The 21,017-nt window shown below is 38.1% G+C and carries 24 protein-coding genes; 8 read left to right on the forward strand and 16 right to left on the reverse strand.

Annotated features, from left to right (window positions below):
- Window positions 1-580 precede the first annotated feature (580 nt).
- The 16 genes from MW688_RS08460 to cysE form a co-directional block, all read right to left on the reverse strand.
- The gene (locus tag MW688_RS08460; RefSeq protein WP_486735518.1) at window positions 581-736 is read right to left on the reverse strand and encodes a hypothetical protein; all 156 of its coding nucleotides are present in this window, start codon (window positions 734-736) and stop codon (window positions 581-583) included.
- A 344-nt stretch (window positions 737-1,080) separates the two neighbouring features.
- Complete coding sequence (locus MW688_RS08465) at window positions 1,081-1,722, reverse strand: hypothetical protein (protein ID WP_486735519.1); 642 nt, start codon at window positions 1,720-1,722, stop codon at window positions 1,081-1,083.
- Window positions 1,723-1,757: 35 nt separating this feature from the next.
- Window positions 1,758-2,102 (reverse strand): hypothetical protein, encoded by a 345-nt coding sequence (locus tag MW688_RS08470; RefSeq protein WP_486735520.1) that lies wholly within the window; start codon window positions 2,100-2,102, stop codon window positions 1,758-1,760.
- Window positions 2,103-2,466: 364 nt separating this feature from the next.
- Entirely contained in the window at window positions 2,467-3,201 is a 735-nt protein-coding gene (locus MW688_RS08475) for a dinitrogenase iron-molybdenum cofactor biosynthesis protein (RefSeq protein WP_486735522.1), read from the reverse strand.
- 66 nt (window positions 3,202-3,267) lie between these two features.
- Window positions 3,268-3,891, reverse strand: a complete 624-nt coding sequence (locus MW688_RS08480) for a cysteine dioxygenase family protein (protein ID WP_486735524.1) — start codon at window positions 3,889-3,891, stop codon at window positions 3,268-3,270.
- 146 nt (window positions 3,892-4,037) lie between these two features.
- Entirely contained in the window at window positions 4,038-4,346 is a 309-nt protein-coding gene (locus MW688_RS08485; RefSeq protein ID WP_486735525.1) for a hypothetical protein, read from the reverse strand.
- Window positions 4,347-4,385: 39 nt separating this feature from the next.
- Complete coding sequence (locus MW688_RS08490; RefSeq protein ID WP_486735526.1) at window positions 4,386-4,718, reverse strand: hypothetical protein; 333 nt, start codon at window positions 4,716-4,718, stop codon at window positions 4,386-4,388.
- Between the two features lie 51 nt (window positions 4,719-4,769).
- Window positions 4,770-5,192 carry an ArsC/Spx/MgsR family protein gene (locus tag MW688_RS08495; RefSeq protein ID WP_486735527.1) on the reverse strand — a complete coding sequence of 141 codons (423 nt, stop codon included), beginning with the start codon at window positions 5,190-5,192 and terminating at the stop codon, window positions 4,770-4,772.
- Window positions 5,193-5,253: 61 nt separating this feature from the next.
- Window positions 5,254-5,832, reverse strand: a complete 579-nt coding sequence (locus MW688_RS08500; protein WP_486735528.1) for a (2Fe-2S) ferredoxin domain-containing protein — start codon at window positions 5,830-5,832, stop codon at window positions 5,254-5,256.
- A 77-nt stretch (window positions 5,833-5,909) separates the two neighbouring features.
- Window positions 5,910-6,155: a hypothetical protein gene (locus MW688_RS08505; protein WP_486735529.1), complete on the reverse strand. Its 246-nt coding sequence runs from the start codon at window positions 6,153-6,155 to the stop codon at window positions 5,910-5,912.
- Between the two features lie 153 nt (window positions 6,156-6,308).
- On the reverse strand, window positions 6,309-6,602 hold the full coding sequence (gene fdxB, locus MW688_RS08510) for a ferredoxin III, nif-specific (protein WP_486735531.1): 294 nt from the start codon (window positions 6,600-6,602) through the stop codon (window positions 6,309-6,311).
- A 339-nt stretch (window positions 6,603-6,941) separates the two neighbouring features.
- On the reverse strand, window positions 6,942-7,142 hold the full coding sequence (nifT, locus tag MW688_RS08515) for a putative nitrogen fixation protein NifT (RefSeq protein WP_486735532.1): 201 nt from the start codon (window positions 7,140-7,142) through the stop codon (window positions 6,942-6,944).
- 78 nt (window positions 7,143-7,220) lie between these two features.
- Window positions 7,221-8,333, reverse strand: coding sequence for a homocitrate synthase (nifV, locus tag MW688_RS08520; protein ID WP_486735533.1), 1,113 nt, complete (start codon window positions 8,331-8,333; stop codon window positions 7,221-7,223).
- A gap of 60 nt (window positions 8,334-8,393) precedes the next feature.
- Window positions 8,394-8,936, reverse strand: coding sequence for a DNA starvation/stress protection protein DpsA (dpsA, locus tag MW688_RS08525; RefSeq protein ID WP_486735534.1), 543 nt, complete (start codon window positions 8,934-8,936; stop codon window positions 8,394-8,396).
- 12 nt (window positions 8,937-8,948) lie between these two features.
- Window positions 8,949-9,218 carry an Asr1405/Asl0597 family protein gene (locus tag MW688_RS08530; RefSeq protein WP_486735535.1) on the reverse strand — a complete coding sequence of 90 codons (270 nt, stop codon included), beginning with the start codon at window positions 9,216-9,218 and terminating at the stop codon, window positions 8,949-8,951.
- Complete coding sequence (gene cysE / locus MW688_RS08535) at window positions 9,211-9,939, reverse strand: serine O-acetyltransferase (protein ID WP_486735536.1); 729 nt, start codon at window positions 9,937-9,939, stop codon at window positions 9,211-9,213. Before cysE ends, MW688_RS08530 begins: the two co-directional genes overlap by 8 nt.
- 1,805 nt (window positions 9,940-11,744) lie before the next feature.
- Between cysE and nifB the strand changes: the two genes are divergently transcribed.
- The 8 genes from nifB (at window position 11,745) to MW688_RS08575 (ending at window position 20,874) form a co-directional block, all read left to right on the forward strand.
- Window positions 11,745-13,169 (forward strand): nitrogenase cofactor biosynthesis protein NifB, encoded by a 1,425-nt coding sequence (nifB, locus tag MW688_RS08540; RefSeq protein WP_486735538.1) that lies wholly within the window; start codon window positions 11,745-11,747, stop codon window positions 13,167-13,169.
- A 244-nt stretch (window positions 13,170-13,413) separates the two neighbouring features.
- Window positions 13,414-14,622: a cysteine desulfurase NifS gene (nifS, locus tag MW688_RS08545; RefSeq protein WP_486735539.1), complete on the forward strand. Its 1,209-nt coding sequence runs from the start codon at window positions 13,414-13,416 to the stop codon at window positions 14,620-14,622.
- 54 nt (window positions 14,623-14,676) lie between these two features.
- Complete coding sequence (gene nifU / locus MW688_RS08550; RefSeq protein WP_486735540.1) at window positions 14,677-15,579, forward strand: Fe-S cluster assembly protein NifU; 903 nt, start codon at window positions 14,677-14,679, stop codon at window positions 15,577-15,579.
- A 305-nt stretch (window positions 15,580-15,884) separates the two neighbouring features.
- A complete protein-coding gene (gene nifH / locus MW688_RS08555; protein ID WP_486735541.1) occupies window positions 15,885-16,760 on the forward strand; it encodes a nitrogenase iron protein in 876 nt (291 codons plus the stop codon).
- 164 nt (window positions 16,761-16,924) lie between these two features.
- Complete coding sequence (gene nifD / locus MW688_RS08560; RefSeq protein WP_486735542.1) at window positions 16,925-18,376, forward strand: nitrogenase molybdenum-iron protein alpha chain; 1,452 nt, start codon at window positions 16,925-16,927, stop codon at window positions 18,374-18,376.
- A 163-nt stretch (window positions 18,377-18,539) separates the two neighbouring features.
- Window positions 18,540-20,111, forward strand: a complete 1,572-nt coding sequence (nifK, locus tag MW688_RS08565; protein ID WP_486735543.1) for a nitrogenase molybdenum-iron protein subunit beta — start codon at window positions 18,540-18,542, stop codon at window positions 20,109-20,111.
- A gap of 177 nt (window positions 20,112-20,288) precedes the next feature.
- Window positions 20,289-20,552 (forward strand): nitrogen fixation protein NifZ, encoded by a 264-nt coding sequence (locus MW688_RS08570; RefSeq protein ID WP_486735544.1) that lies wholly within the window; start codon window positions 20,289-20,291, stop codon window positions 20,550-20,552.
- Between the two features lie 7 nt (window positions 20,553-20,559).
- Entirely contained in the window at window positions 20,560-20,874 is a 315-nt protein-coding gene (locus MW688_RS08575) for a Mo-dependent nitrogenase C-terminal domain-containing protein (protein ID WP_486735545.1), read from the forward strand.
- The last annotated feature ends 143 nt before the right edge of the window (window positions 20,875-21,017 follow it).

The following is a 21,017-nucleotide window of genomic DNA, read 5'->3' on the forward strand; positions in this document are numbered from 1 at the left end:
CTATGAAAGCCAGTAGCCAGTAGGTTGGGTTAAAGGTCGTGCAACCCAACATATAGCAATGACCAAATAGATGTTTACAGTTATCATGAAAAGCCCCCCTCTCCCGACTTTGGGGAGGTTTTTAACATTTCGGTGAGGACGGGACAACTCACATCTTGCATCTTTATCACTCATTTACTGGTGGGGGTTGAGTAATGAGTTTTGAAGTAATGAGTTTTGAAGTAAGAGAATTGATCCTAAACGCTTAAAAATTGATTCTCCCTTGTCGGCCAATTTCTGTACTTTTGTTTTGGTGCTTTGATATGGGACTCCGGGAGGAACGAAGACAAGGAGACAAGGGAGATAATACAATTAAAACAGCGTGTTGTCAGACTAATGTATACCTAAAATACAGATACTTCCTTGTCTACTTTCCCTCCTTGTCTACCTTGTCTTACTATTACTACAAGCTCTTGGTAAAAAACCTACCCTTGTGGGGGTTGGGGGGATCTGTAAATATAAATATTGTTAACACTACAACGCTCATTGCTATATAACAGAGTGAAAATCAATGAGTGCTGTTGCATCAAGAATCGTTCCATTAAGCGATCGCATAAACCTCATTTTCAAGACGACGCAACCGTAGGGTTGCCACCGTCAAATTGAGAAGTTCTGCTGCTTTTGCTTCTGAAATCTTACCTAATTTTAAGGTGCAAGATATGAGATATAGCAGTGACCGCAGTGGTGTTAACAACATTTATCACTAACTTTTCCCCCCAACCCCCCGAACTTGCGCTATGCTTTATAAACATCTTTCTTAACATAAAACTTGACAAAAACACCAACTTGTGGATAAGTGCTTTTTCAGATTTTGTTTAAGAAAATAATGTATAAAAAAATACATTGTTTGGCAAATTAAGTAATTTTACTTAAAACCCCTCTCCCTGCTCCCTGCTCCCTGCTCCCTTGCTATACAAGGGTTTGGTGAGTTGCTTATAAAGGATAGCTTACTAAGAGGGGGCTTTTCATCATTTTTGTCAACATCTATTGGCTCATTGCTATAGTAGCGCAAGCTTTATAATACTTTAGCCAAGAATTAGATTACACACCTAAAAATCCGTTTCCTGTTAAGTAATATTGATCCCAGGAAGGTAGTCTATAGTCTCTGTTGAAGAGGCGATCAACATGTTTGACTAATTGTGGCAATTCATCCCATTTGATTTCTTGTGTGAGAAACAGTCTTAATTTGCTTTCCCAATCTTGAGGATAATCTCTAATAATAGGATGTTTGATAACCAGTGACTGATATTCCCCTTGGTCTGGATCTATGATGACATCAAGGCTAAGAATACCTAAAGGACGAATAAAAATTCCGGTAGCAGCAATAGCAAAATCACCATCTACTCTATTTTGTTTCATTAAAACTACAAAATGTGCCCCTTTGGGGATATTGTAGACTATGTCCTTTTCATCTTTGACAGGCTCAACTTCAACATTGTATCCCTTTGTTAATCCTTGTTCCAAGGTCATATCTTCATATTCTTGGTCAGGGTGGGGCAAATAGATAGTAAACTGATTTAAGCCAAGTGCAAAATTATACTTCATGGGATCGCTAGATTCCAGGGATAAGTTGTTTTTTTGGCGAATCTGTTGACCAACATAACCCTCGCTATCACAGATATTAATTAAAGCCATATTCAGAACACATTGGTCAAATCGGCTAAATGCCCCTAAAATTTGCATAATTTTCTCCTAATTTTTTTAAGATAATATTTGTCCTAATCTTCATCCAATGCCGGAAAGGCTTCTTCAATCTTCCAGAGAATATTTTTATTGGCAATAAACCAACTACGAGTTTCTGGAGTTAATTCTTGATCCCAAACTAAGTCAGTTGAGACATGGGGAGATTCATATCGATACTTTTCTCCAAGGAAGCGTAAATTATCTACAACACCTGAAGGTATACCAAAATCTAGCCAATCAATATTGACTACTTTACCGAAGGCTAAACCATTGGGATTATCAATTATTTGAGCGAGTCTAATTAAATCAGCAACATGAGTAGGTTTTACTCCTGTGAGTTGCTGAATTTCGTGAATACGTTGTTGATTTTGTTTTTTCATCTTACTATCTATGACAAATCTCTATTAACCGAAAAAATAAGGTGACAAGCCCGCGTCTTCTTTGATCTTGCATCTTTACCTAATGTTACTGATGGTGGTTGAGTTTTGAAGTCTTGAAGTCTTGAAGTAATGAGTTTTGAAGTAATATCAAGTCCGTTTAATCAGTTATATTATGAGATATTGATGCAAATACTTAAAAACCATATTTCTCCCCCTCTCCCCCTCTCCCCCTCTCCCCCTCTCGCCTGTTGGCCAATTTCTGTACTTTTGTACTTGCGTGCAAGATATGAGTTAAGGCGTGAAGCAAAAAACCTTATTGCTTGTTTCTTTGCATAAGACTTAAGGCTTATGTATTTCCCAATTCCTATTGACCACTAGCTGTATAGTTTTTAAATCGCTTATCTGCTGAGATGCCTAGAATTTTAGCTAACCAAGGTGGTGGGGAGGTGGCGATCGCCTTTTGTAAATCTGCTAAGATAGTCCTAGCTGAACCACCTTGTTCTATTTTCATGGGATAGATATTAGCCTGAATCACTGTAGCCGCAGCCGGTCCACCAATAGAAACCACATAAACCACAGCACAATCTTTAATTAAATCAACTCGGAACTTATTTTTTTCTTCAGCCAAGTCTGCTTCTAATGCTGAGCGAACATCTATTAATTTTAATTGGTCAACAGACAGTTGATAAATCAAGAAACGATGACAAGAACCAAAGTGTCCATCTAATAGTTCTTCCGTATTAGAAGCTACAGCAATTCTGATAGAATTTGGCATATCTCCTTCTTGATATGTTTCAATGGGTAAAGGTTCCTCACACTCGCTGGTTTCGCCCCATAGTATGCGCACAGCTTCTTTAAAGGCTGTTATGTCACTGTTATCAGCATCTTCCCCTTCCCATTGGCTATCAACTTCATAAATATTTCCAAAGGCTCTTTTTAATTGAGTAACTGTGATTTTAGCCAAGGATTCTTCATTAATTTCATCGTCAATTTCAGTTTGTAAAGCTGTAATTAAATCTTTTATAGACACATCAGGTAATGCTTTAGCCGCTAAGGCAATTCTCAGAGCAACTTCATTAGAAATAGGTTGGGTAGTCATTATTTTTTTCTCCTAATTTTAATTTTTAGTTATTTGTCTTGAGGATTCAATATATTTAAACATTCCTCAAAAATGCTTAGCAGTTTGATTAACGGGATCAAATTGGAATCTTTTACTAGCATAGGTTTCCCCGTATAAATTAAAGGTTATTGTTGGTTCATCTCCGGCTACTTCGGTGCTATGAATCGCCTCAGTAGTAAAGCTAATAATATCTCCTGGTTCGATAATTCTCTCTCCCACACGATTGATTTTATCGGGAGAGGTATCTGTAGGTTCACGCCGCCAAAAAGTATTTTTCTGTTTACCTTGCAACACCATTACTATGCCCCAAGTGCCATGATTGTGAATAGATGAAGTTGTACCGGGTAAATTCATTTCTGTCTGAATAGTGAGAGGAAATCCCAATTCATCGTAAAGTGTAACTAGAGAAACTCCTGTTTTTTGATTAGGTTCAGGTAAACGAGTTTTGACGGCATAACAGTTAAGAAGTAATTTTCTAACTAGCATCCGTAACCCTGATAGATAATTTTCTTCATCTATTCCTTCTACTGCTGATAATCTGATCAAATCTTCCACTTCAGTTAAAAATCGATAGAGTCGATATTCTTCCTGTAATAAATTCCATTCATGTACAGATTTACATAAGCAGCAAACGCCATCTTCTCTCAATAACCAATCTGCTGTTTTCATGATCTTTTCTCTTTGTCCTTTTTTGTTTGTTCTGCATATTTTGCTTTTTATCTCAATAATTAATCACTAATACTCACTCCGGTTTTCGCTCTTTGCTTAAAACTCTCCCTGCTTCCGGTACTTGTTGACTAGTATGACTCTAGTAACTATCTATGCTTTCTTTCAGCAATTAATACTTGTGAAATCCAGGTGGGTAAATCTTCCAAATCGCTATTAGTTTCGGAATCTCTAATGGGAGAAATAAATTCATAGTATGGTTCACACTTACCATTTTCGTATACTTCCAAAATCCAGTGATCGGGAAAACCATCAATACCAATTTCTATACTGTAGCCATCTTCCCCTAGAGTCTGAGAAGACATGATCGTAAACCAATCTCGTTCTTGTGTTGGTACATTCCATTCACTAGTTAAAAATTCAAAAGCTATTTTTTCAGCTTCTGTTGAATCAATCATTTGTTCTTCTCCTTGTTTAACAAAACACCAATTTTCAATTCAGGAAACCGATGAGACTTCTTGACTCTGGCGTTCAGATCGCAAGATTTCGGCAATGCTTTCTGGCACTTCTTCTAATCCTGTTTCACTTTCAGAAGCCTTAATCGGAGATTGAAAAGTAAAACAGGGGTCACAATCTTTGGTTTCATCGTAGACTTGAATCACCCACTTATCAGGCAATCCTTCTACAGCAATTTCCACCACATACCAGAGGTCATCTACCGGACGACAGTCGAGGACTACGAAAAAATCGCGATCATCTTCGGGAATTTCCCAGTCTTGAAGAAAATAGTTTAATGCTAATTGTTCAGCATCTGTTGCTTTTAAATCCATAGTTTTACAAGATTTCAATACTTATGATATGGGAATTGACTTAGATATTTATCAAGGACAGGGTGTCGCTTCATGACTGCGAGGACAAGTTTCTAAATCTTGAGAAGAAACTATTTTAGGTTGTTTTAAGCCTATCCAAGCGTCTATTTTTTCTAACTCAAATCCTGCTTGATAAACATTTCCTACCTTTATTAGTGGGCGACGAATTAACAACGGATCAGCTATCATTAATTCTAGAGCAGTTGCTTCATCTAGATTACTGGGTGATATTTCCCCAGATTTAATCCGAGGTGCAGTAGGATTAAACCAATGGGATACAGGTAAATCAGCGAAAAAAGGCTGTAATGTTGCCGCAGACCAAGGAGTTTTGAGTAGATTATGAATTTCTACTTGATGTCCTGCCGCCATAAGTAAAGCTTTTTGCTTCTCATTATTGATACACCCTAGTTTTTGATAAAAAATAACTTTTGCCATTTTTGCTTCTGTGTTTTTTGTCTTTTATCTTGTTCCTTTTGTCTACTTTCTCTGAAAAACCCTATGTTAAATAATGATTTTTTAGTAGAGAAGTTAGTTTCTCAGAATCAACATTCGCCTGTTTGACTTTACCTGGCATCAAGATAATGCTAGGGGCTTTTTTACACTGCTTCTGACAACCTGTTAGTTCAATACTGACTTTGTCTTGTAATCCTAACTCTTGGAGAGTTTCTTGCAAAACTACATTTAGTTTTTTTCCTCCTTTTTTAGAACAACTAGACTTACGACATAGCAAAATTTTTCCTTTTTGCTTTTTTTCTGGTGGAGAACAGGAAGAAGTAAAACAAGGATGACACACTGTTTGTTGCTCTTGACGATTTAGTATCATGACTCTATCAGTCTTCAGTTTAAGTTTCCTTCCCGGAGCAAAATTTGCTTGCTCTAAAGATATCGAGAGGCGATCGCCTTCTACTAGTTTTCTTCCTAAACTTTCTCGTAATTCTTTAGCTAGTTTAATCGGGATAATTCTTTCGCCCACTTGAACTTGGATATATTTAAGTTCCTCTCCAGGCTTTGGAATAAAACCCAAAAATTCTCCCTCTATTTGATATGTTGATTGTTCAACTTTTGTTGTTTTCATAGTAAAAACTCCTTTATTTTTCTAGGTAACTATCACCGCTGGTGCAAGTTTTAATAACTTGTGGAAAGAGCATTTACCTATGATAATTCTGGATATAGACCTAATTGTTGAGCAAGTTGACGCGCAATAAACATCAGAAATTTAGATCCTTCTTGGTTATCTTCATGGGCCATAACTGTTGCTACTTGTATCACAGTCTTGACAAAATTTTGATCAATCAAGTCAGCACTAGCATTTAAAACCTCTGGCTCTTTGCCATTGGGACAACGAAGCAGACGGTCAATTAATTGGAAATATTCTTCTTGACGTTGGTTTTCATTCATTGGTAGTTTTTTCAGGCATTTTATTTGTTGTCATCACCTAATCATCTGATGACTTCAAAGATAGTGTTGTAAAAAAACTCACAGATGTCATTAATTTTTATAACTCTTTAACTAATTTATCTGCGAGTTAATTTGGCTACTATTTTTCAAAGATTATGCAGGTAAAGGCTCGTGTGTATGACATTTTTTGGGACAAATACGAGCACAAGCTTCACAACCTACACATTTTTCGGGATTGGCAATGGTCATAACTTGACGCTCTATATCATCATCATCATCTTCATCGATGAATTCACCAAATTCATTCATGGGTTTTAATGCCAAAACATCACGGCCGCAGACTTTATAACATCTGCCGCAACCAAGGCAAGTATGTTGGTCAATTGCTGTAACAAATTGGGGTTCCCAAGTTGTTCCCCCTCTAGTTAAACCAGTTAGTGTAGTCATGATTGTTCTCCTTATTTAGTAAAAGAGTAGAGATATTTTTGAGACAATGCCTCTACTTGTTTTGATTAAGTCAAAGACAGGTTTACTCAGATCTTGCATCTTTATCACTCATTTACTTGTGATGGTTGAGTAATAAGTAATGAGTTTTGAAGTAATGAGTTAAAGAATTGATCCTAACCCCTTAAAAATTGATTCTCGCCTATTGGCCTATTTAGTACTTTTGTTCTGGTGCTTTGATCTAGGTTTAGCCTGTTGGTGAAAAATTTAAAGATTTTCGGGATAATTTCAGCTTTGTCTAATTCCCGAGGCAGCAAAGTTTCTATTCAGTAAAACTAAAGATTACAGACGTTTCGCATTTAGAGTCTGAGGAAGTTTCATATCATCAGTTATATTGTCGAAAGCTAACTGCCAACCATTAGCTAAAGTTAAAACTTTGCCTTCTGAAGTAGTGGTTTGCTCGACCACTTCTTCTTCTAGATCTTTCTTGGGCACATATACTGATAAGTGTCCCAGATCGTTTTTGTGTAACATTACTTTCATGAGTTTATACTCCAGGTATTAGTGATTATTAATCATTGGCTATGAGGAAAAATATCAATGAAGCAAAACAACAAATAACTAATGATTAGGAATTAAATTCATTAATTCATCTGGAGTTAAACTACGTTTCAACTTAACTGATAAATTCCTGACTGCATCTACAAGAGACTGTGTTTCTTCTGAACTTAAAGCAATGCCGTATTGCTGTAAAAAATTGTTAACTAAATGTTTACCAGAATGCTTACCGATAACTAAACGGCGCTCTCCTCCGACTTCTTCAGGGTTAAATGGTTCATAAGTACTAGGATTTTTGAGTACTCCATGTCCATGGATACCGGATTCGTGACTAAAAGCATTTTTCCCGACAATTGCTTTCCAGGGAGGAACATCACAGCCAGAGGCTTTAACAACAAATTCTGAGATTTCTTTAAATCTACGGGAGTCGATACCAGTCTTGATGCCATAGATTTGTTTAAGAGCCATAACCACCTCTTCTAACGCTGCATTGCCAGCCCTTTCTCCCAAACCATTGACGGTGGTATTCACTGATGTTGCTCCTGCTCTAACTCCTGCTAAGGCGTTAGCTGTAGCCATGCCAAAGTCGTTATGGGTGTGCATCTCTACAGGAATAACTAGTTTATTAACTAAATCATTGACTTTTTGATAAGTAGTTAAAGGATCTAGAATCCCCACAGTATCACAAAAACGAAATCGACTAGCACCCCAATTTTGAGCAGCAAAAGCTACATCTAGTAAAAAGTTGGCATCAGCGCGAGAAGAGTCTTCTCCACCTACTGAAACAAACAAACCGCGATCGCAAGCATAGTTAATTGTATCTTGCAGTCGATTGAAGACTGACTGATAATTACCTTGGAACTTAACTGCGATTTGAATTTCCGAGACGGGAACAGATATATGTACCCGTTGTAAACCACAAGCAAGAGAAGCATCAATATCCGAGCGTACGGCCCGATTCCAGCCGGTAAGCTTAGTTTTTAAGCCTAGCTTGATAATCTCGCTAATGGCTTCAATTTCCGTATTACCCATCGCTGGGATACCTACTTCAAGTTCCTGTATGCCGATCGCATCCATCAAAATAGCAAAGGTAACTTTTTCTGAGAGAGTAAAAGCAACTCCTGCCGCTTGTTCTCCATCCCTTAAGGTGGTATCGTTGATTTGAATTTGACTCATAATTTGTTTGCCGTTTGTTACTTAGATAAAATCAACCAACAATTGTCGATAGCTGAATTTTTAATTACCAATAAATCCTAAAGTTAGACTGTCATGAGCTAGGAAGTGGTCAAGATGGAAGGCTCTTTCTTCAGTGGCTAAAAGCATTTGCTCATATAAATAACGAGTAGCGCGATCGCCTATGCTTTCAGCTTGGGCCGCTTGACGACGCAGAGTCTCAATAATTTTTTGTTCTGCGGCTAAATCGTTTTCAATCATTTGACGGCAGCCAAAAATTCCATCCTCTTCTGGAGTAAAGCAAGATAATTCAGCTAATTTGCTAAAACTAGCCGCTGGAGTTCCACCTAAACCATTTAAACGTTCCCCAAGATCGTGGGCATGACCTTGTACTGCTTCATAACTTTCTTGAAAGTATTGATGGATTGAATAAAACTCCGACCCTTCAACTACAAAGTGATGCTTTTGATATTGTAAATATAGACCTTGAAAACTAGCTAGAAGGATATTTAAACCTTCGCATACAGGAATTACGACTTCTTTTTCTAAACCAATCGGATTATTGGCAATTTCTCCAAAAGATTGAACCATTAGTGTTTGTTTCATGAGTTTGATTTCCTAGTTATTAGATATGGATAAAACATTGGTTGACCAGCATCGCTCTAACCATTCGGTTAATTCTGAGCGACTATTAACGAATCTTTGTATGGTACTACGTAAGAGAACTGCATGAGTACAATCATCGATCTCTACCCAGAGTGTTCCATCTTCTGGACACCAACAGGAAATTTGTAATTCTTGTAGGCGACGATAGATAGTCCAGCGATCGCCACGATTGATTTTGCTTATCTTAGTGACCAAGGCTTTAGTAGAAGTGAAGTCATACATGATTTTGAGGTTGATAAAGGGATAGTTTTTCGATTTTTTGTTCTAAATTCTCGATTCTGTCGAGTAAAGAACGAATAATTCGGGCATGGGGATCTGGTAGTTGATGATGTTCTAGGGGACAACCATGACCAGTTTTGGAGACGATCCGACCTGGTATTCCTACTACTGTGCAATTACTCGGGACATCACTAAGGACAATAGAACCTGCACCGACGCGAACATTATCGCCGATGTTGAGATTGCCTAAAACTTTCGCCCCAGCACCCACAACGACATTTTCCCCTAGAGTTGGATGACGTTTTCCTGTTTGTTTGCCTGTTCCACCTAAGGTGACATTTTGGTAAATTAAACAGTAATCTCCCACAATAGCAGTCTCGCCAATTACTACCCCCATCCCGTGATCGATAAATACCCCTTTACCAATAGTTGCACCTGGATGAATTTCAATTCCTGTGAATAATCTTCCCAAGTGAGACAATAAGCGAGGCAATAGAGGAAATCGTTTTTGCCATAGCCAATTAGCTAATCGATGTAAAACTAAAGCATGGAGTCCAGGATAACAAATAATTACCTCTAGCCAATTATTCGCCGCCGGATCGCGGTCAAAAATAATTTGAAAATCTTTCCAGAGATTTAATAGCCTTGGAATATTTACAAATAAGTTATTTTCCTTGTTGCTATTTTTTTCTCGTTTTAGGTTAATAGTCAGCGGTTCTTGCATTGTTTTAATAGGAGAGTTTTTGCCAGTTAGAAAGCTTGAGTGTATCTTCCTTTGTAAAAGTTATCAATATCGAATTCCCGTATTGATAACTGGGAACAGTAGTTATAACCTTATGTACAATTTATATCAACACCCTTTATTTCCTTCATTGAGCCCAAGAAGGTTAGATTTATTATATTTATCTACTTGTACTCATAAACTTGAAGACTTATCTCTGAACCGTTTTGAGCAATTAGTAATTTTTTTTAGGGGTAGAGGTACTAGTATTTTTATGAGTGGGTACTAGTATTTTTTAGTAACGGTATTAGTATTTAGTACTCAAAATTATTTTAGACAAAACCTAGTCATACTGGTTAATAGAGTTAGGTCTGAGCAAAAAATTCTACTATTCTTAATGTAGTTTAAACTCACTTAGACAAAATAATTATACTGTATGGTTTGTAGCTATTTTTACATTTTTTTAAGATTATCTTGTAACAGTTACTATACTCAAAAAAATATTAATGTTAATTTAGATACAGATTGGTGAAGAATGAAGAATTTAGAGGAAAAGTTAAATAGGTAGGAAAAGTTGAGTAGGTAGGAGAAGGTGAGTAGGAAAATTTAGAATGAAGAATTCAGAATGAAGAATTAATTTTGAGCTTTACTATTTTTGATGATTGCATGAAGAATGGAAATTAATTCATTAGATTCATTTAAGAGAGGAAGTAGTCTTTGTTCTAGTTCTTTTTCCGTAGCAATTAATATTTTTAGGTGAGGAAACCCAACAATATATAGCAATAGGTAGGAGAAGTTGAGTAGCTAGGAGAAGGTGAGTAGGAAAATTTAGAATGAAGAATTCAGAATGAAGAATTAATTTTGAGCTTTACTATTTTTGATGATTGCATGAAGAATGGAAATTAATTCATTAGATTCATTTAAGAGAGGAAGTAGTCTTTGTTCTAGTTCTTTTTCCGTAGCAATTAATATTTTTAGGTGAGGAAACCCAACAATATATAGCAATAGGTAGAAGAAGGTGAGTAGGTAGGAGAAGGTGAGTAGGAAAATTTAGAATGAAGAATTCAGCCAGTAGGTTGGGTTGAGGTGACGAAACCCAACAATATAAATTTTTGTCCCCAACGGTTATGTGTTGGGTTAATTCTTTATAATCTTTCTCTTCTAGGGGTTTAACATCAATTCTTTTACTCATTACTCATTACTCATTACTCATTACTCAAAAGGGCGATCGCCTACTCCTTCTGCTCTTGTTAATAGTAAAAATGGATACTTTTTTCTAAAAAATAGTAAAAATAAATACATTTTATTGGTTAATTGTTATTATTTTAACAATTTATCAATTCTCGATTAGCAAACAAAAAAAGAAGAAGAAAACTGAAATTGAGTACAAAAATGGGGGGCGTAATTAATGGTTATAATCTATATATAATAAGGTTTTGAGCTAATTTACTGTTTAATATATAAAATACCCGAGTCTGAGGAAATAAATACTAAGAACCCATACTCAAAATACTAGAACCTCTACCCCTAAAAAATTTTTCTTTTCATCAGTTAGTATATCAGTTAAGCGTTTCAGGGATTGAGTACTATCTTAAACAATTTAATAAAACTAACCGAGTACACATTTCATCTAGGGTAAAAATCTTGATGATATAAATTTAATAACAACTCGAACCTCTAAGTTTTTCAAAAAAGCAAATTTCTATCAACTTAATTTCTCACAATAATTTAGAGTTCCTCATCCTACCTAATTTCAATTTTCTTTTCAGTTCAAATAACTTACCAACACAATTAATCCATTAAATTCAATGTCACCAACTAACAGCGATACCCTAACACTAGAATCTAAGACCAAACAGAATAAATCTTCCGGTGGTTGTGGTTGTAGTTCCCCTACACCTAAAACCATCGACCCCAAAATTCAAGAAAGAATCGAAAAACATCCTTGTTATAGCGAAGAGGCACATCATCACTATGCCAGGATGCACGTAGCAGTCGCTCCCGCTTGTAATATTCAGTGTAATTTTTGCAATCGCAAATATGACTGTGCTAACGAAAGTCGTCCTGGGGTAGTTAGTGAATTACTAACTCCTGAAGAAGCAGCGCACAAAGTTCTAGTAATTGCAGGTAAAATCCCTCAAATGACCGTGTTAGGTATTGCAGGTCCTGGTGATCCTTTAGCCAATCCTAAACAAACCTTCCGTACTTTTGAATTAATCGCGGACAAAGCACCAGATATTAAACTCTGCTTATCTACTAATGGGTTAATGCTTCCTGACCATGTTCAAAAAATCAAAGAATTAAATGTAGATCACGTCACCATAACCATTAATATGGTTGATCCCAAAGTAGGAACTAAAATTTATCCTTGGGTGCGTTATCAAAAGAAACGTTGGAAAGGTGAAGAAGCGGCTCAAATACTTCATGAACGTCAGATGGAAGGTTTACAGGCACTGCAAGAAGCCGATATCCTTTGCAAAGTTAACTCAGTGATGATTCCTGGAATAAACGACGAACATTTAGTAGAAGTAGATGAAGTGATTCGTTCAAAAGGTGCATTCTTACATAATATTATGCCCCTAATATCAGCTCCAGAACATGGTACCTATTTTGGTTTAACTGGACAGCGTGGACCTACACCTAAAGAGCTTAAAGCTTTACAAGATAGTTGTTCTGGCAACATGAAGATGATGCGTCACTGTCGTCAATGCCGGGCAGATGCCGTGGGTTTATTGGGTGAAGATCGTTCTCAAGAGTTTACTAAAGAAAAATTCATGGAGATGACCCCCGAATATAACCAGGAAAAACGCCAAGAAGTCCATGCAGATATCAAACAAGTCAAAGACGCGATGAAAGCTGCTAAAGCTCAAAGAGAAGCTGAGAAAAAACAAAGAGGAGAGAAAATCCTGGTTGCAGTGGCAACGAAAGGCGGTGGCGTGGTTAATCAACACTTTGGTCATGCTAAAGAATTCCAAATCTTTGAAGTAGATGGGGTTGAAGCTAAATTCGTCGGACACCGTAAAGTTGACCATTATTGTCAGGGGGGTTACGGAGAAGAAGCAACTCTAGACAACATTATTGGTGCAATCAAAGACTGCAAAGCTGTACTCGCTTCCAAGATTGGTGATTGTCCTCAAGAAATGTTACGCACCGCTGGGGTTGAACCAGTTCAAGGCTACGAAACCATTGATAACTTGGCATTGGATTTCTATAAGCAATTCTCCCAGAAATAAAAATTGAACTACTTCCTAAAGCTCATATCAAAGCACGCAAATACAAAAGTACAGAAATTGGCCAACAGGCGAGAATCAATTTTTAAGGGATTAGGATCAATTCTTTTACTTCAAAACTCATTACTTCAAAACTCATTACTCAACCACAACCAGTAAATGAGTGATAAAGATGCAAGATCTGAGTAGAGGTTGAATACCTCATTAGATTGAACAAGTAAACAATATTAAACTCAAAAACAAAGCCATGAACAACTGCATTTATCTCGACAATAATGCCACAACCAAAATAGATGAGGATGTCTTAGCCGAAATGCTTCCTTATTTAACTACCTACTATGGCAACCCTTCTAGTATGCACACTTTCGGCGGACAAGTTGGACGGGCTATTCGTTCAGCCAGAACTAAAGTTGCCTCTTTGTTGGGAGCAGAGGATTCAGAAATCATTTTTACCAGTTGCGGTACAGAGGGAGATAATGCAGCGATTCTGGCAGCACTGAAAGCTCAACCAAACAGAAAACATATTATTACCACCGAAGTTGAGCATCCAGCGATTTTAAACCTCTGTCGCAAATTAGAAAAAGACGGTTACACTGTCACTTATCTTTCCGTTAACAGTAAAGGACAAATCGACCTTGATGAATTACAAGCTTCTATAACAGGAAATACAGCAGTAGTTTCCGTTATGTATGCTAACAATGAAACAGGTGTAATATTTCCCATAGAACAAATTGGGCAAATAGTTAAAGAATATGGAGCAATCTTTCATGTGGATGCTGTCCAAGCAGTGGGCAAAGTTCCTCTAAACATGAAAACTAGTACCATTGACTTATTAACCTTGTCTGGTCACAAAATACACGCACCTAAAGGAATTGGAGCTTTGTATGTACGTAAAGGCGTTAGATTCCGTCCTCTACTAATTGGCGGACATCAAGAAAGAGGACGCCGAGGAGGAACTGAAAACGTTGCAGGTGTAATAGCCCTCGGGAAAGCTGCTGAATTAGCCCAGGAATATCTCAAGGATGTTGGGAAAGAACAAAAGCTACGAGATAAACTTGAAGAGGTTATTCTTTCTACTATTCCCAACACAGTAGTTAACGGCGATCGCGCTAATCGATTACCCAATACAACTAATATTGGCTTCAAATATATTGAAGGAGAAGCGATTTTACTCTCTCTCGACCAGCATGGCATCTGTGCTTCTTCGGGTTCAGCTTGTAGTTCTGGTTCTTTAGAACCCTCTCACGTTCTCAGAGCTTTAGGATTACCCTATAGTGTCCTGCATGGTTCGATTCGTTTTAGTTTATCTCGTTTCACTACAGAAGCAGAGATTGACACAGTGATTGAAGTTCTATCGCCAATTATTGAGCGTCTACGAGAAATGTCACCCTTTAACAGTGATGATGCTGATTGGCTCAAGGAACAAGAGCAAGCAATACTTGCAGGTACCCGATAGTACTTGTCTTAACAATAAACAACCAAGTAAATTATTAGCTACTAAGAAAGAACAATGTGGGACTATACAGACAAAGTAATGGAGCACTTCCATAATCCTCGCAACCAAGGCAAGATTACGGAACAACAGGAAGGAGAAGCGGTCGTAACTGGAGAAGTTGGCAGTATTGCCTGTGGTGATGCCCTAAAACTACATCTAAAAATTGATGAAGTTTCTCAGACTATTACAGATGCTCGTTTTCAAACCTTCGGTTGCGCTAGTGCGATCGCCTCATCCTCAGCCTTAACTGAATTACTCAAAGGCAAAAAAGTAGAAGAAGCGTTAAAGCTAACCAACAAAGAGATTGCCGCATCTTTGGGAGGATTACCGGAAGAAAAAATGCACTGTTCGGTAATGGGACAAGAAGCCCTAGAAGCAGCTATTCACAAATACCAAGGTGTTGTGGTTGAAGAGCATGAAGAAGAAGAAGGAACTCTTATTTGTCGCTGCTTTGGCGTAACCGATACAAAAATAAAAAGAATTATTCGTGAGAATAACCTAACAACAGCAGAACAAGTTACTAACTATGTTAAAGCAGGCGGAGGATGTAGTTCCTGTTTACCAGATATCGACGATTTACTTGAGGAAATCGCCAGCGAGACAGAGAAAAGCATCGAGGTGGCAGAGGAAGTTCATACTAAGAATGGTTCGCCCATATCCACTACTCAAACAACAAAAACTCTCACTAATCTACAAAAGATTACTTTAATTCAACAAGTAATTGATCAGCAAATTCGACCAATTCTAGCTGAAGATGGCGGAGACATGGAACTATTTGACGTAGAAGGAGATACTGTCAAAGTCATCCTCAAGGGAGCTTGCAGCGGCTGTGCTTCCTCCACTGAAACTTTAAAACTCGCCATTGAAGCTACTCTCAAAGATCGGGTTTTACCAACCCTGGTGGTTGAATCTGTCTAACTAATTCAATCACAGAGATTGTCAAAAATTTTCCCACCTATCAATGAATCAAACTATGTTTATTAATCATTGTAATGATTGTGGAGAGAGATCTCCACCCAAGAGTTCCCGATTGTGAAGATCACAGATGAGCAATCCCAAAAGAGAGATTATCTCTAACTAGTTGCCCTCAAAAGTCTGGACTCTCACCAAAGCTAGGACACATGTTTTACCTTTCTATTTTTAGAGTAAAACACTTCAAAAATAGAAATCAACTTAGATTCCATTAACCTCTAAACACAAGTAATTAAAAACGAGAAAAAACTATGAGACAGATTGCATTTTACGGAAAAGGCGGTATCGGTAAATCCACTACTTCTCAAAACACTATTGCTGCCCTTTCAGAAACTCAAAAAGTAATGATTGTAGGTTGTGACCCCAAAGCTGACTCTACTCGCCTCATGCTTCACTGTAAAGCCCAAACTACTATTCTGCACTTAGCAGCAGAAAGAGGTTCAGTAGAAGACCTAGAACTAGAAGAAGTGTTACTAACTGGATATAATAACGTTCGTTGCGTTGAATCCGGTGGTCCAGAACCAGGAGTAGGTTGTGCAGGTCGCGGTATTATTACTGCGATTAACTTCCTAGAAGAAGAAGGTGCCTACGACGATATTGAGTTAGTTTCCTACGACGTATTAGGTGACGTTGTTTGCGGTGGTTTCGCTATGCCTATCCGTGAAGGAAAAGCTCAAGAAATCTACATTGTTACTTCTGGGGAAATGATGGCCATGTATGCGGCTAACAACATTGCTCGTGGTATTCTCAAATATGCTCACTCTGGTGGTGTTCGCCTAGGCGGTTTAATCTGTAACAGCCGTAAAGTTGACCGTGAAGTGGAATTAATCGAGGCTTTAGCAGAAAAACTCGGAACTAAAATGATTCACTTCATTCCTCGCGACAACGTTGTGCAACGGGCAGAATTGCGTCGTATGACTGTGATTGAGTACGAACCAGATCATCCTCAAGCTGAAGAATATCGTACTCTTGCTCGTAAAATCGAAAACAACAAAGACCTAGTAATTCCTACTCCCATCAGCATGGATGAACTCGAAGAATTATTAGTTGAGTTCGGATTCATGGATTCTGATGAAGATTATCAAAAAGCGCTGGCCGCGGACAAAAAGGAAAAAGCTACCGTCTAATAAGTTAGTTGACAGTGACCAAGAAATAGCAATATAAACCTACGCCTTAAGGCGTGATTTGAAAAAAACTTTATTCCTTATTTCAAGTTCATAACTTAAGGCATGTCAACAGGTCACTGTTAATTAATCACTCTCATAACTCATAAACCATACTGGATAAAATCATGACAAAAGCAGTACACGAAAATCAAGAGCTGATTAAAGAAGTCCTAGAAGCCTATCCCGAGAAGGCGGCTAAAAAACGCGAAAAACACCTTGGTGTTTATGAAGAAAATAATTCTGATTGTGGTGTCAAGTCTAATAAGAAATCTGTCCCTGGAGTTATGACTACTCGTGGTTGTGCCTATGCAGGTGCTAAAGGGGTAGTTTGGGGACCCGTAAAAGACATGATCCACATCAGTCATGGACCTGTAGGTTGCGGTTACTATTCTTGGTCTGGTCGTCGTAATTACTATATTGGAACCACTGGCGTTGATACTTTTGGAACAATGCAGTTTACTTCCGATTTCCAAGAAAGAGACATTGTTTTCGGTGGAGATAAAAAACTAGCTAAATTAATTGATGAACTAGAAGTTCTCTTCCCCCTAAGCCAAGGTACCACCATTGAGTCTGAATGTCCCATTGGCTTAATTGGTGATGACATAGAAGCAGTAGCTCGCAAAAAAGCACTTGAAACTAAAAAACCAGTAATTCCCGTACGTTGTGAAGGATTCCGAGGTGTTTCTCAGTCTTTGGGACACCACATTGCTAACGATACTGTCCGTGACTGGGTACTACCTAAAGCTGATGAATATCGTAAGCTCCCAGAAGGCTTTGAACCTAGTCCCTATGACGTTAACATCATCGGTGACTATAACATTGGTGGAGATGCTTGGCCTAGCCGCAGACTTCTAGAAGCAATTGGTTTACGAGTGATTAGCCAATTCTCGGGAGATGGTACTTTTAATGAAACAGTGATGACTCCTCTAGCCAGACTCAACTTAATCCACTGTTATCGGTCCATGAACTATATCTGCCGTCACATGGAAGAAAAATACGATATTCCTTGGTTAGAATATAATTTCTTCGGACCCACTCAAATCGCTAAATCTCTACGTAAGATTGCCGCTCAGTTCGATGAAACTATACAAGAAAAAGCAGAGCAGGTAATTGCTGAACATCAAGCTCAAATGGATGCAGTGGTTGAAAAGTATGGTCCTCGTCTCAAAGGCAAGAAAGTAATGATGATGGTAGGTGGACTTCGTCCACGTCACGTTATCCCCGCTTTTGATGATTTAGGAATGGATGTCATTGGTACTGGTTATGAGTTTGGCCATGGTGATGACTATAAGCGTACCACTGAATATACCCAAGAAGGTACGGTTATCTATGACGATGTCAGTGGTCACGAGTTTGAAGAATTTGCCAAAAAACTAAAACCCGACTTAATCGCTGCCGGAATCAAAGAAAAATATGTCTTCCAGAAAATGGCTCTGCCTTTCCGTCAGATGCACTCCTGGGATTACTCAGGTCCCTATCACGGTTATGAAGGTTTTGCTGTATTCGCTCGTGATATGGATTTAGCTATCAACAACCCCACTTGGGATTTAATTAAAAATCCTTGGGACAAGGAGTAAGACTCATACTCCCTCGCGAGAGCTCAGCTAGAAATAATCCTTCGTCTTTCCTGATTCAGCAATTGTCATAAAAGAGCAAAAACCAAGTAAGACGAAGGCTCCAGAAAAAATAATCGCACTAATTATCCACAACTAATAACATTCCAAATAGAGGTAGAGCATCATGACTGAAAACACTGAAAATAATTCAACTGTCTCCGCAACTACAGAGCCCGGGAAAATTCAAGACCACTTCGATTTATTCCAAACCGATACATATCAAGAGCTATTTGAATACAAACGTCAGTTTGAAGGAGCTCACAGCAAAGAAGAAGTAGCCAGAATTGCTGAATGGACTAAAACTTGGGATTATCGTGAGAAAAACTTTAGCCGGGAAGCTCTGACTATCAATCCCGCCAAAGCTTGTCAACCTCTAGGTTCTCTCTTTGTCGCCGCCGGTTTTGAAGGAACTTTACCCTACTCACACGGTTCTCAAGGTTGCGTAGCTTATTTCCGTACCCACTTAACCCGTAATTTCAAAGAGCCTTTTCAAGCTGTTTCTTCTTCCATGACTGAGGATGCTGCGGTATTTGGTGGACTCAAAAATATGATCGATGGGTTAGCAAATTCCTACACCCTTTACAAACCGAAAATGATTGCCTTATGTACTACATGTATGGCTGAGGTAATCGGTGATGACTTGGGTGCATTCATCCAAACCTCCAAAAATGAAGGTTCTATTCCCCAAGATTTCCCAGTGCCCTACGCTCATACTCCTAGCTTTGTTGGCTCTCATATCACTGGCTATGACAACATGCTTAAAGGCATTCTCGATTGCTTAACTCACAACAAGAAGCAAGAAACTACTAACGGTAAGTATAACTTTAATTTGGGCTTTGATCCTTATGTGGGAAATACTCGTGAACTAAAACGAATTCTGGAATTATTCGACCTCGACTACACAATTCTTTCCGATAATTCCGATGCCTTTGATTCTCCTAATACTGGTGAATTCCAAATGTATAATGGTTTGACCAAGTTAGAAGATGCCGCTGACTCGATTAATGCTGAGGGTACTTTCTTCTTCCAAAAATATACAACTCCTAAAACTCAGGAATATATTGAGAAAGAGTGGAGTCAACCTACCTATAATTTCCGTCCTTTTGGCATTCGCGGTACTGATGAGTTGATTACTAAGTTATCAGAAATTAGTGGTAAAGCTGTACCTCAAGAATTAGTGGAAGAAAGAGGTCGTGCTGTTGATGCTATTAATGATTCCCAAGCTTGGATTCATGGCAAACGCATCGCTCTCTATGGAGATCCTGATCATGTTTTCGGTTTGGTTAACTTCTTACTAGAATTGGGAGCAGAACCTGTACATATCGTAGTAACTAACAGTAATCCTGAGTTTGAAGAAGAATTACAAGCCGTCTTGGATGCAAGTCCTTATGGTAAAGATGCTACTATCTGGGGCAAAAAAGATCTCTGGCATCTACGTAGTTTATTATTTACTGAACCAGTAGATCTGATCATTGGTAACTCCTACGGTAAATACCTCTGGCGTGACACTAAAACTCCTCTCGTGCGCATCGGCTATCCTATCTTTGATCGCCACCACATGCACCGTTATGAAACTTTAGGTTATCGTGGTACTCTAAATCTCCATAACTGGATTATTAACACTATTCTCGATGAATTAGATCGCCAAACTATCATTCCTGCAAAAACTGATATTTCTTTCGATCTCATTCGTTAATCACATCAAATCCATCTATCTATCTCGTGAGGGTTTGACCTACTATTTTTCAGTAAAAATCTGGCGATTTTGGATTAAAAATCACCTCTGCACTGTTTACTAACAGAGAAAATCTGAAATCGACCAACCCTTTCTTTAAAAACCACAGACAATCTCAAAAAAAAAAGGAGGAAAACAATGAAACTAGGTGAAGTAGAACTTGATCGAGAGCCCGATTTTGAGCTTGATTCCAAAGTAAGAGTTCTGAAAAAAATTCGCAATGATGGCACTTTCCCCGGCAGACAAATTGGCGAAACTTTAGCTAACAAAGGAGATGTAGGATACATCATCTCAATTGGTACATACTTGCAAACTGCTTACATTTATTCGGTTCATTTTTTGGACAATGGAAATGTTGTCGGTTGCCTGGGGAAAGAATTAGAACTAGTTAGCGAAAACTAAGGAAATTATGTTTACTTATACCTCAAAACATTCCCAATCCCCAATTAAGCCAAGAAAATTCCCTATTGATATTTTCTACCCTCTACGACAATGGGTAGATAATATCGAAGTTAATAACCGAAAATTCGCTCATTTTCTTTGTAATTTAATTCCCTGTACCTGTGCCTTTGAGAGAGATCTAACCATTTTTGGAAGAACCTTTCATATTCCGGCTTTGTGCAAACTCAATCCGCTTTATAACGAGGTTGTCAGCTTGCGCTTCCGCGCTCTCACTTACTTAGAAGATGATTGTGGGGAAGATATTAGCAAATATATTTGTTAACCAAACTTGGCAACTCCTCAGCAAAATCAGAATATAGCTTATATCTTTAACTCAGACCAAAGCATCTTTACCCAAAGTTACTGGTGGGGGTTGAGTAATGAGTTTTGAAGTAATGAGTAATGAGTTAAAGAATTAATGCTCAA

The organism is Johannesbaptistia floridana, from assembly GCF_057440575.1.

Excerpts from the sequence above, each read along its gene's own strand:
- MW688_RS08460 (WP_486735518.1), bottom strand. The coding sequence starts at position 736 with ATGTTGTTAACACCACTGCGGTCACTGCTATATCTCATATCTTGCACC.
- MW688_RS08465 (WP_486735519.1), bottom strand. The coding sequence starts at position 1,722 with ATGCAAATTTTAGGGGCATTTAGCCGATTTGACCAATGTGTTCTGAAT.
- MW688_RS08470 (WP_486735520.1), bottom strand. The coding sequence starts at position 2,102 with ATGAAAAAACAAAATCAACAACGTATTCACGAAATTCAGCAACTCACA.
- MW688_RS08475 (WP_486735522.1), bottom strand. The coding sequence starts at position 3,201 with ATGACTACCCAACCTATTTCTAATGAAGTTGCTCTGAGAATTGCCTTA.
- MW688_RS08480 (WP_486735524.1), bottom strand. The coding sequence starts at position 3,891 with ATGAAAACAGCAGATTGGTTATTGAGAGAAGATGGCGTTTGCTGCTTA.
- MW688_RS08485 (WP_486735525.1), bottom strand. The coding sequence starts at position 4,346 with ATGATTGATTCAACAGAAGCTGAAAAAATAGCTTTTGAATTTTTAACT.
- MW688_RS08490 (WP_486735526.1), bottom strand. The coding sequence starts at position 4,718 with ATGGATTTAAAAGCAACAGATGCTGAACAATTAGCATTAAACTATTTT.
- MW688_RS08495 (WP_486735527.1), bottom strand. The coding sequence starts at position 5,192 with ATGGCAAAAGTTATTTTTTATCAAAAACTAGGGTGTATCAATAATGAG.
- MW688_RS08500 (WP_486735528.1), bottom strand. The coding sequence starts at position 5,832 with ATGAAAACAACAAAAGTTGAACAATCAACATATCAAATAGAGGGAGAA.
- MW688_RS08505 (WP_486735529.1), bottom strand. The coding sequence starts at position 6,155 with ATGAATGAAAACCAACGTCAAGAAGAATATTTCCAATTAATTGACCGT.
- fdxB (WP_486735531.1), bottom strand. The coding sequence starts at position 6,602 with ATGACTACACTAACTGGTTTAACTAGAGGGGGAACAACTTGGGAACCC.
- nifT (WP_486735532.1), bottom strand. The coding sequence starts at position 7,142 with ATGAAAGTAATGTTACACAAAAACGATCTGGGACACTTATCAGTATAT.
- nifV (WP_486735533.1), bottom strand. The coding sequence starts at position 8,333 with ATGAGTCAAATTCAAATCAACGATACCACCTTAAGGGATGGAGAACAA.
- dpsA (WP_486735534.1), bottom strand. The coding sequence starts at position 8,936 with ATGAAACAAACACTAATGGTTCAATCTTTTGGAGAAATTGCCAATAAT.
- MW688_RS08530 (WP_486735535.1), bottom strand. The coding sequence starts at position 9,218 with ATGTATGACTTCACTTCTACTAAAGCCTTGGTCACTAAGATAAGCAAA.
- cysE (WP_486735536.1), bottom strand. The coding sequence starts at position 9,939 with ATGCAAGAACCGCTGACTATTAACCTAAAACGAGAAAAAAATAGCAAC.
- nifB (WP_486735538.1), top strand. The coding sequence starts at position 11,745 with ATGTCACCAACTAACAGCGATACCCTAACACTAGAATCTAAGACCAAA.
- nifS (WP_486735539.1), top strand. The coding sequence starts at position 13,414 with ATGAACAACTGCATTTATCTCGACAATAATGCCACAACCAAAATAGAT.
- nifU (WP_486735540.1), top strand. The coding sequence starts at position 14,677 with ATGTGGGACTATACAGACAAAGTAATGGAGCACTTCCATAATCCTCGC.
- nifH (WP_486735541.1), top strand. The coding sequence starts at position 15,885 with ATGAGACAGATTGCATTTTACGGAAAAGGCGGTATCGGTAAATCCACT.
- nifD (WP_486735542.1), top strand. The coding sequence starts at position 16,925 with ATGACAAAAGCAGTACACGAAAATCAAGAGCTGATTAAAGAAGTCCTA.
- nifK (WP_486735543.1), top strand. The coding sequence starts at position 18,540 with ATGACTGAAAACACTGAAAATAATTCAACTGTCTCCGCAACTACAGAG.
- MW688_RS08570 (WP_486735544.1), top strand. The coding sequence starts at position 20,289 with ATGAAACTAGGTGAAGTAGAACTTGATCGAGAGCCCGATTTTGAGCTT.
- MW688_RS08575 (WP_486735545.1), top strand. The coding sequence starts at position 20,560 with ATGTTTACTTATACCTCAAAACATTCCCAATCCCCAATTAAGCCAAGA.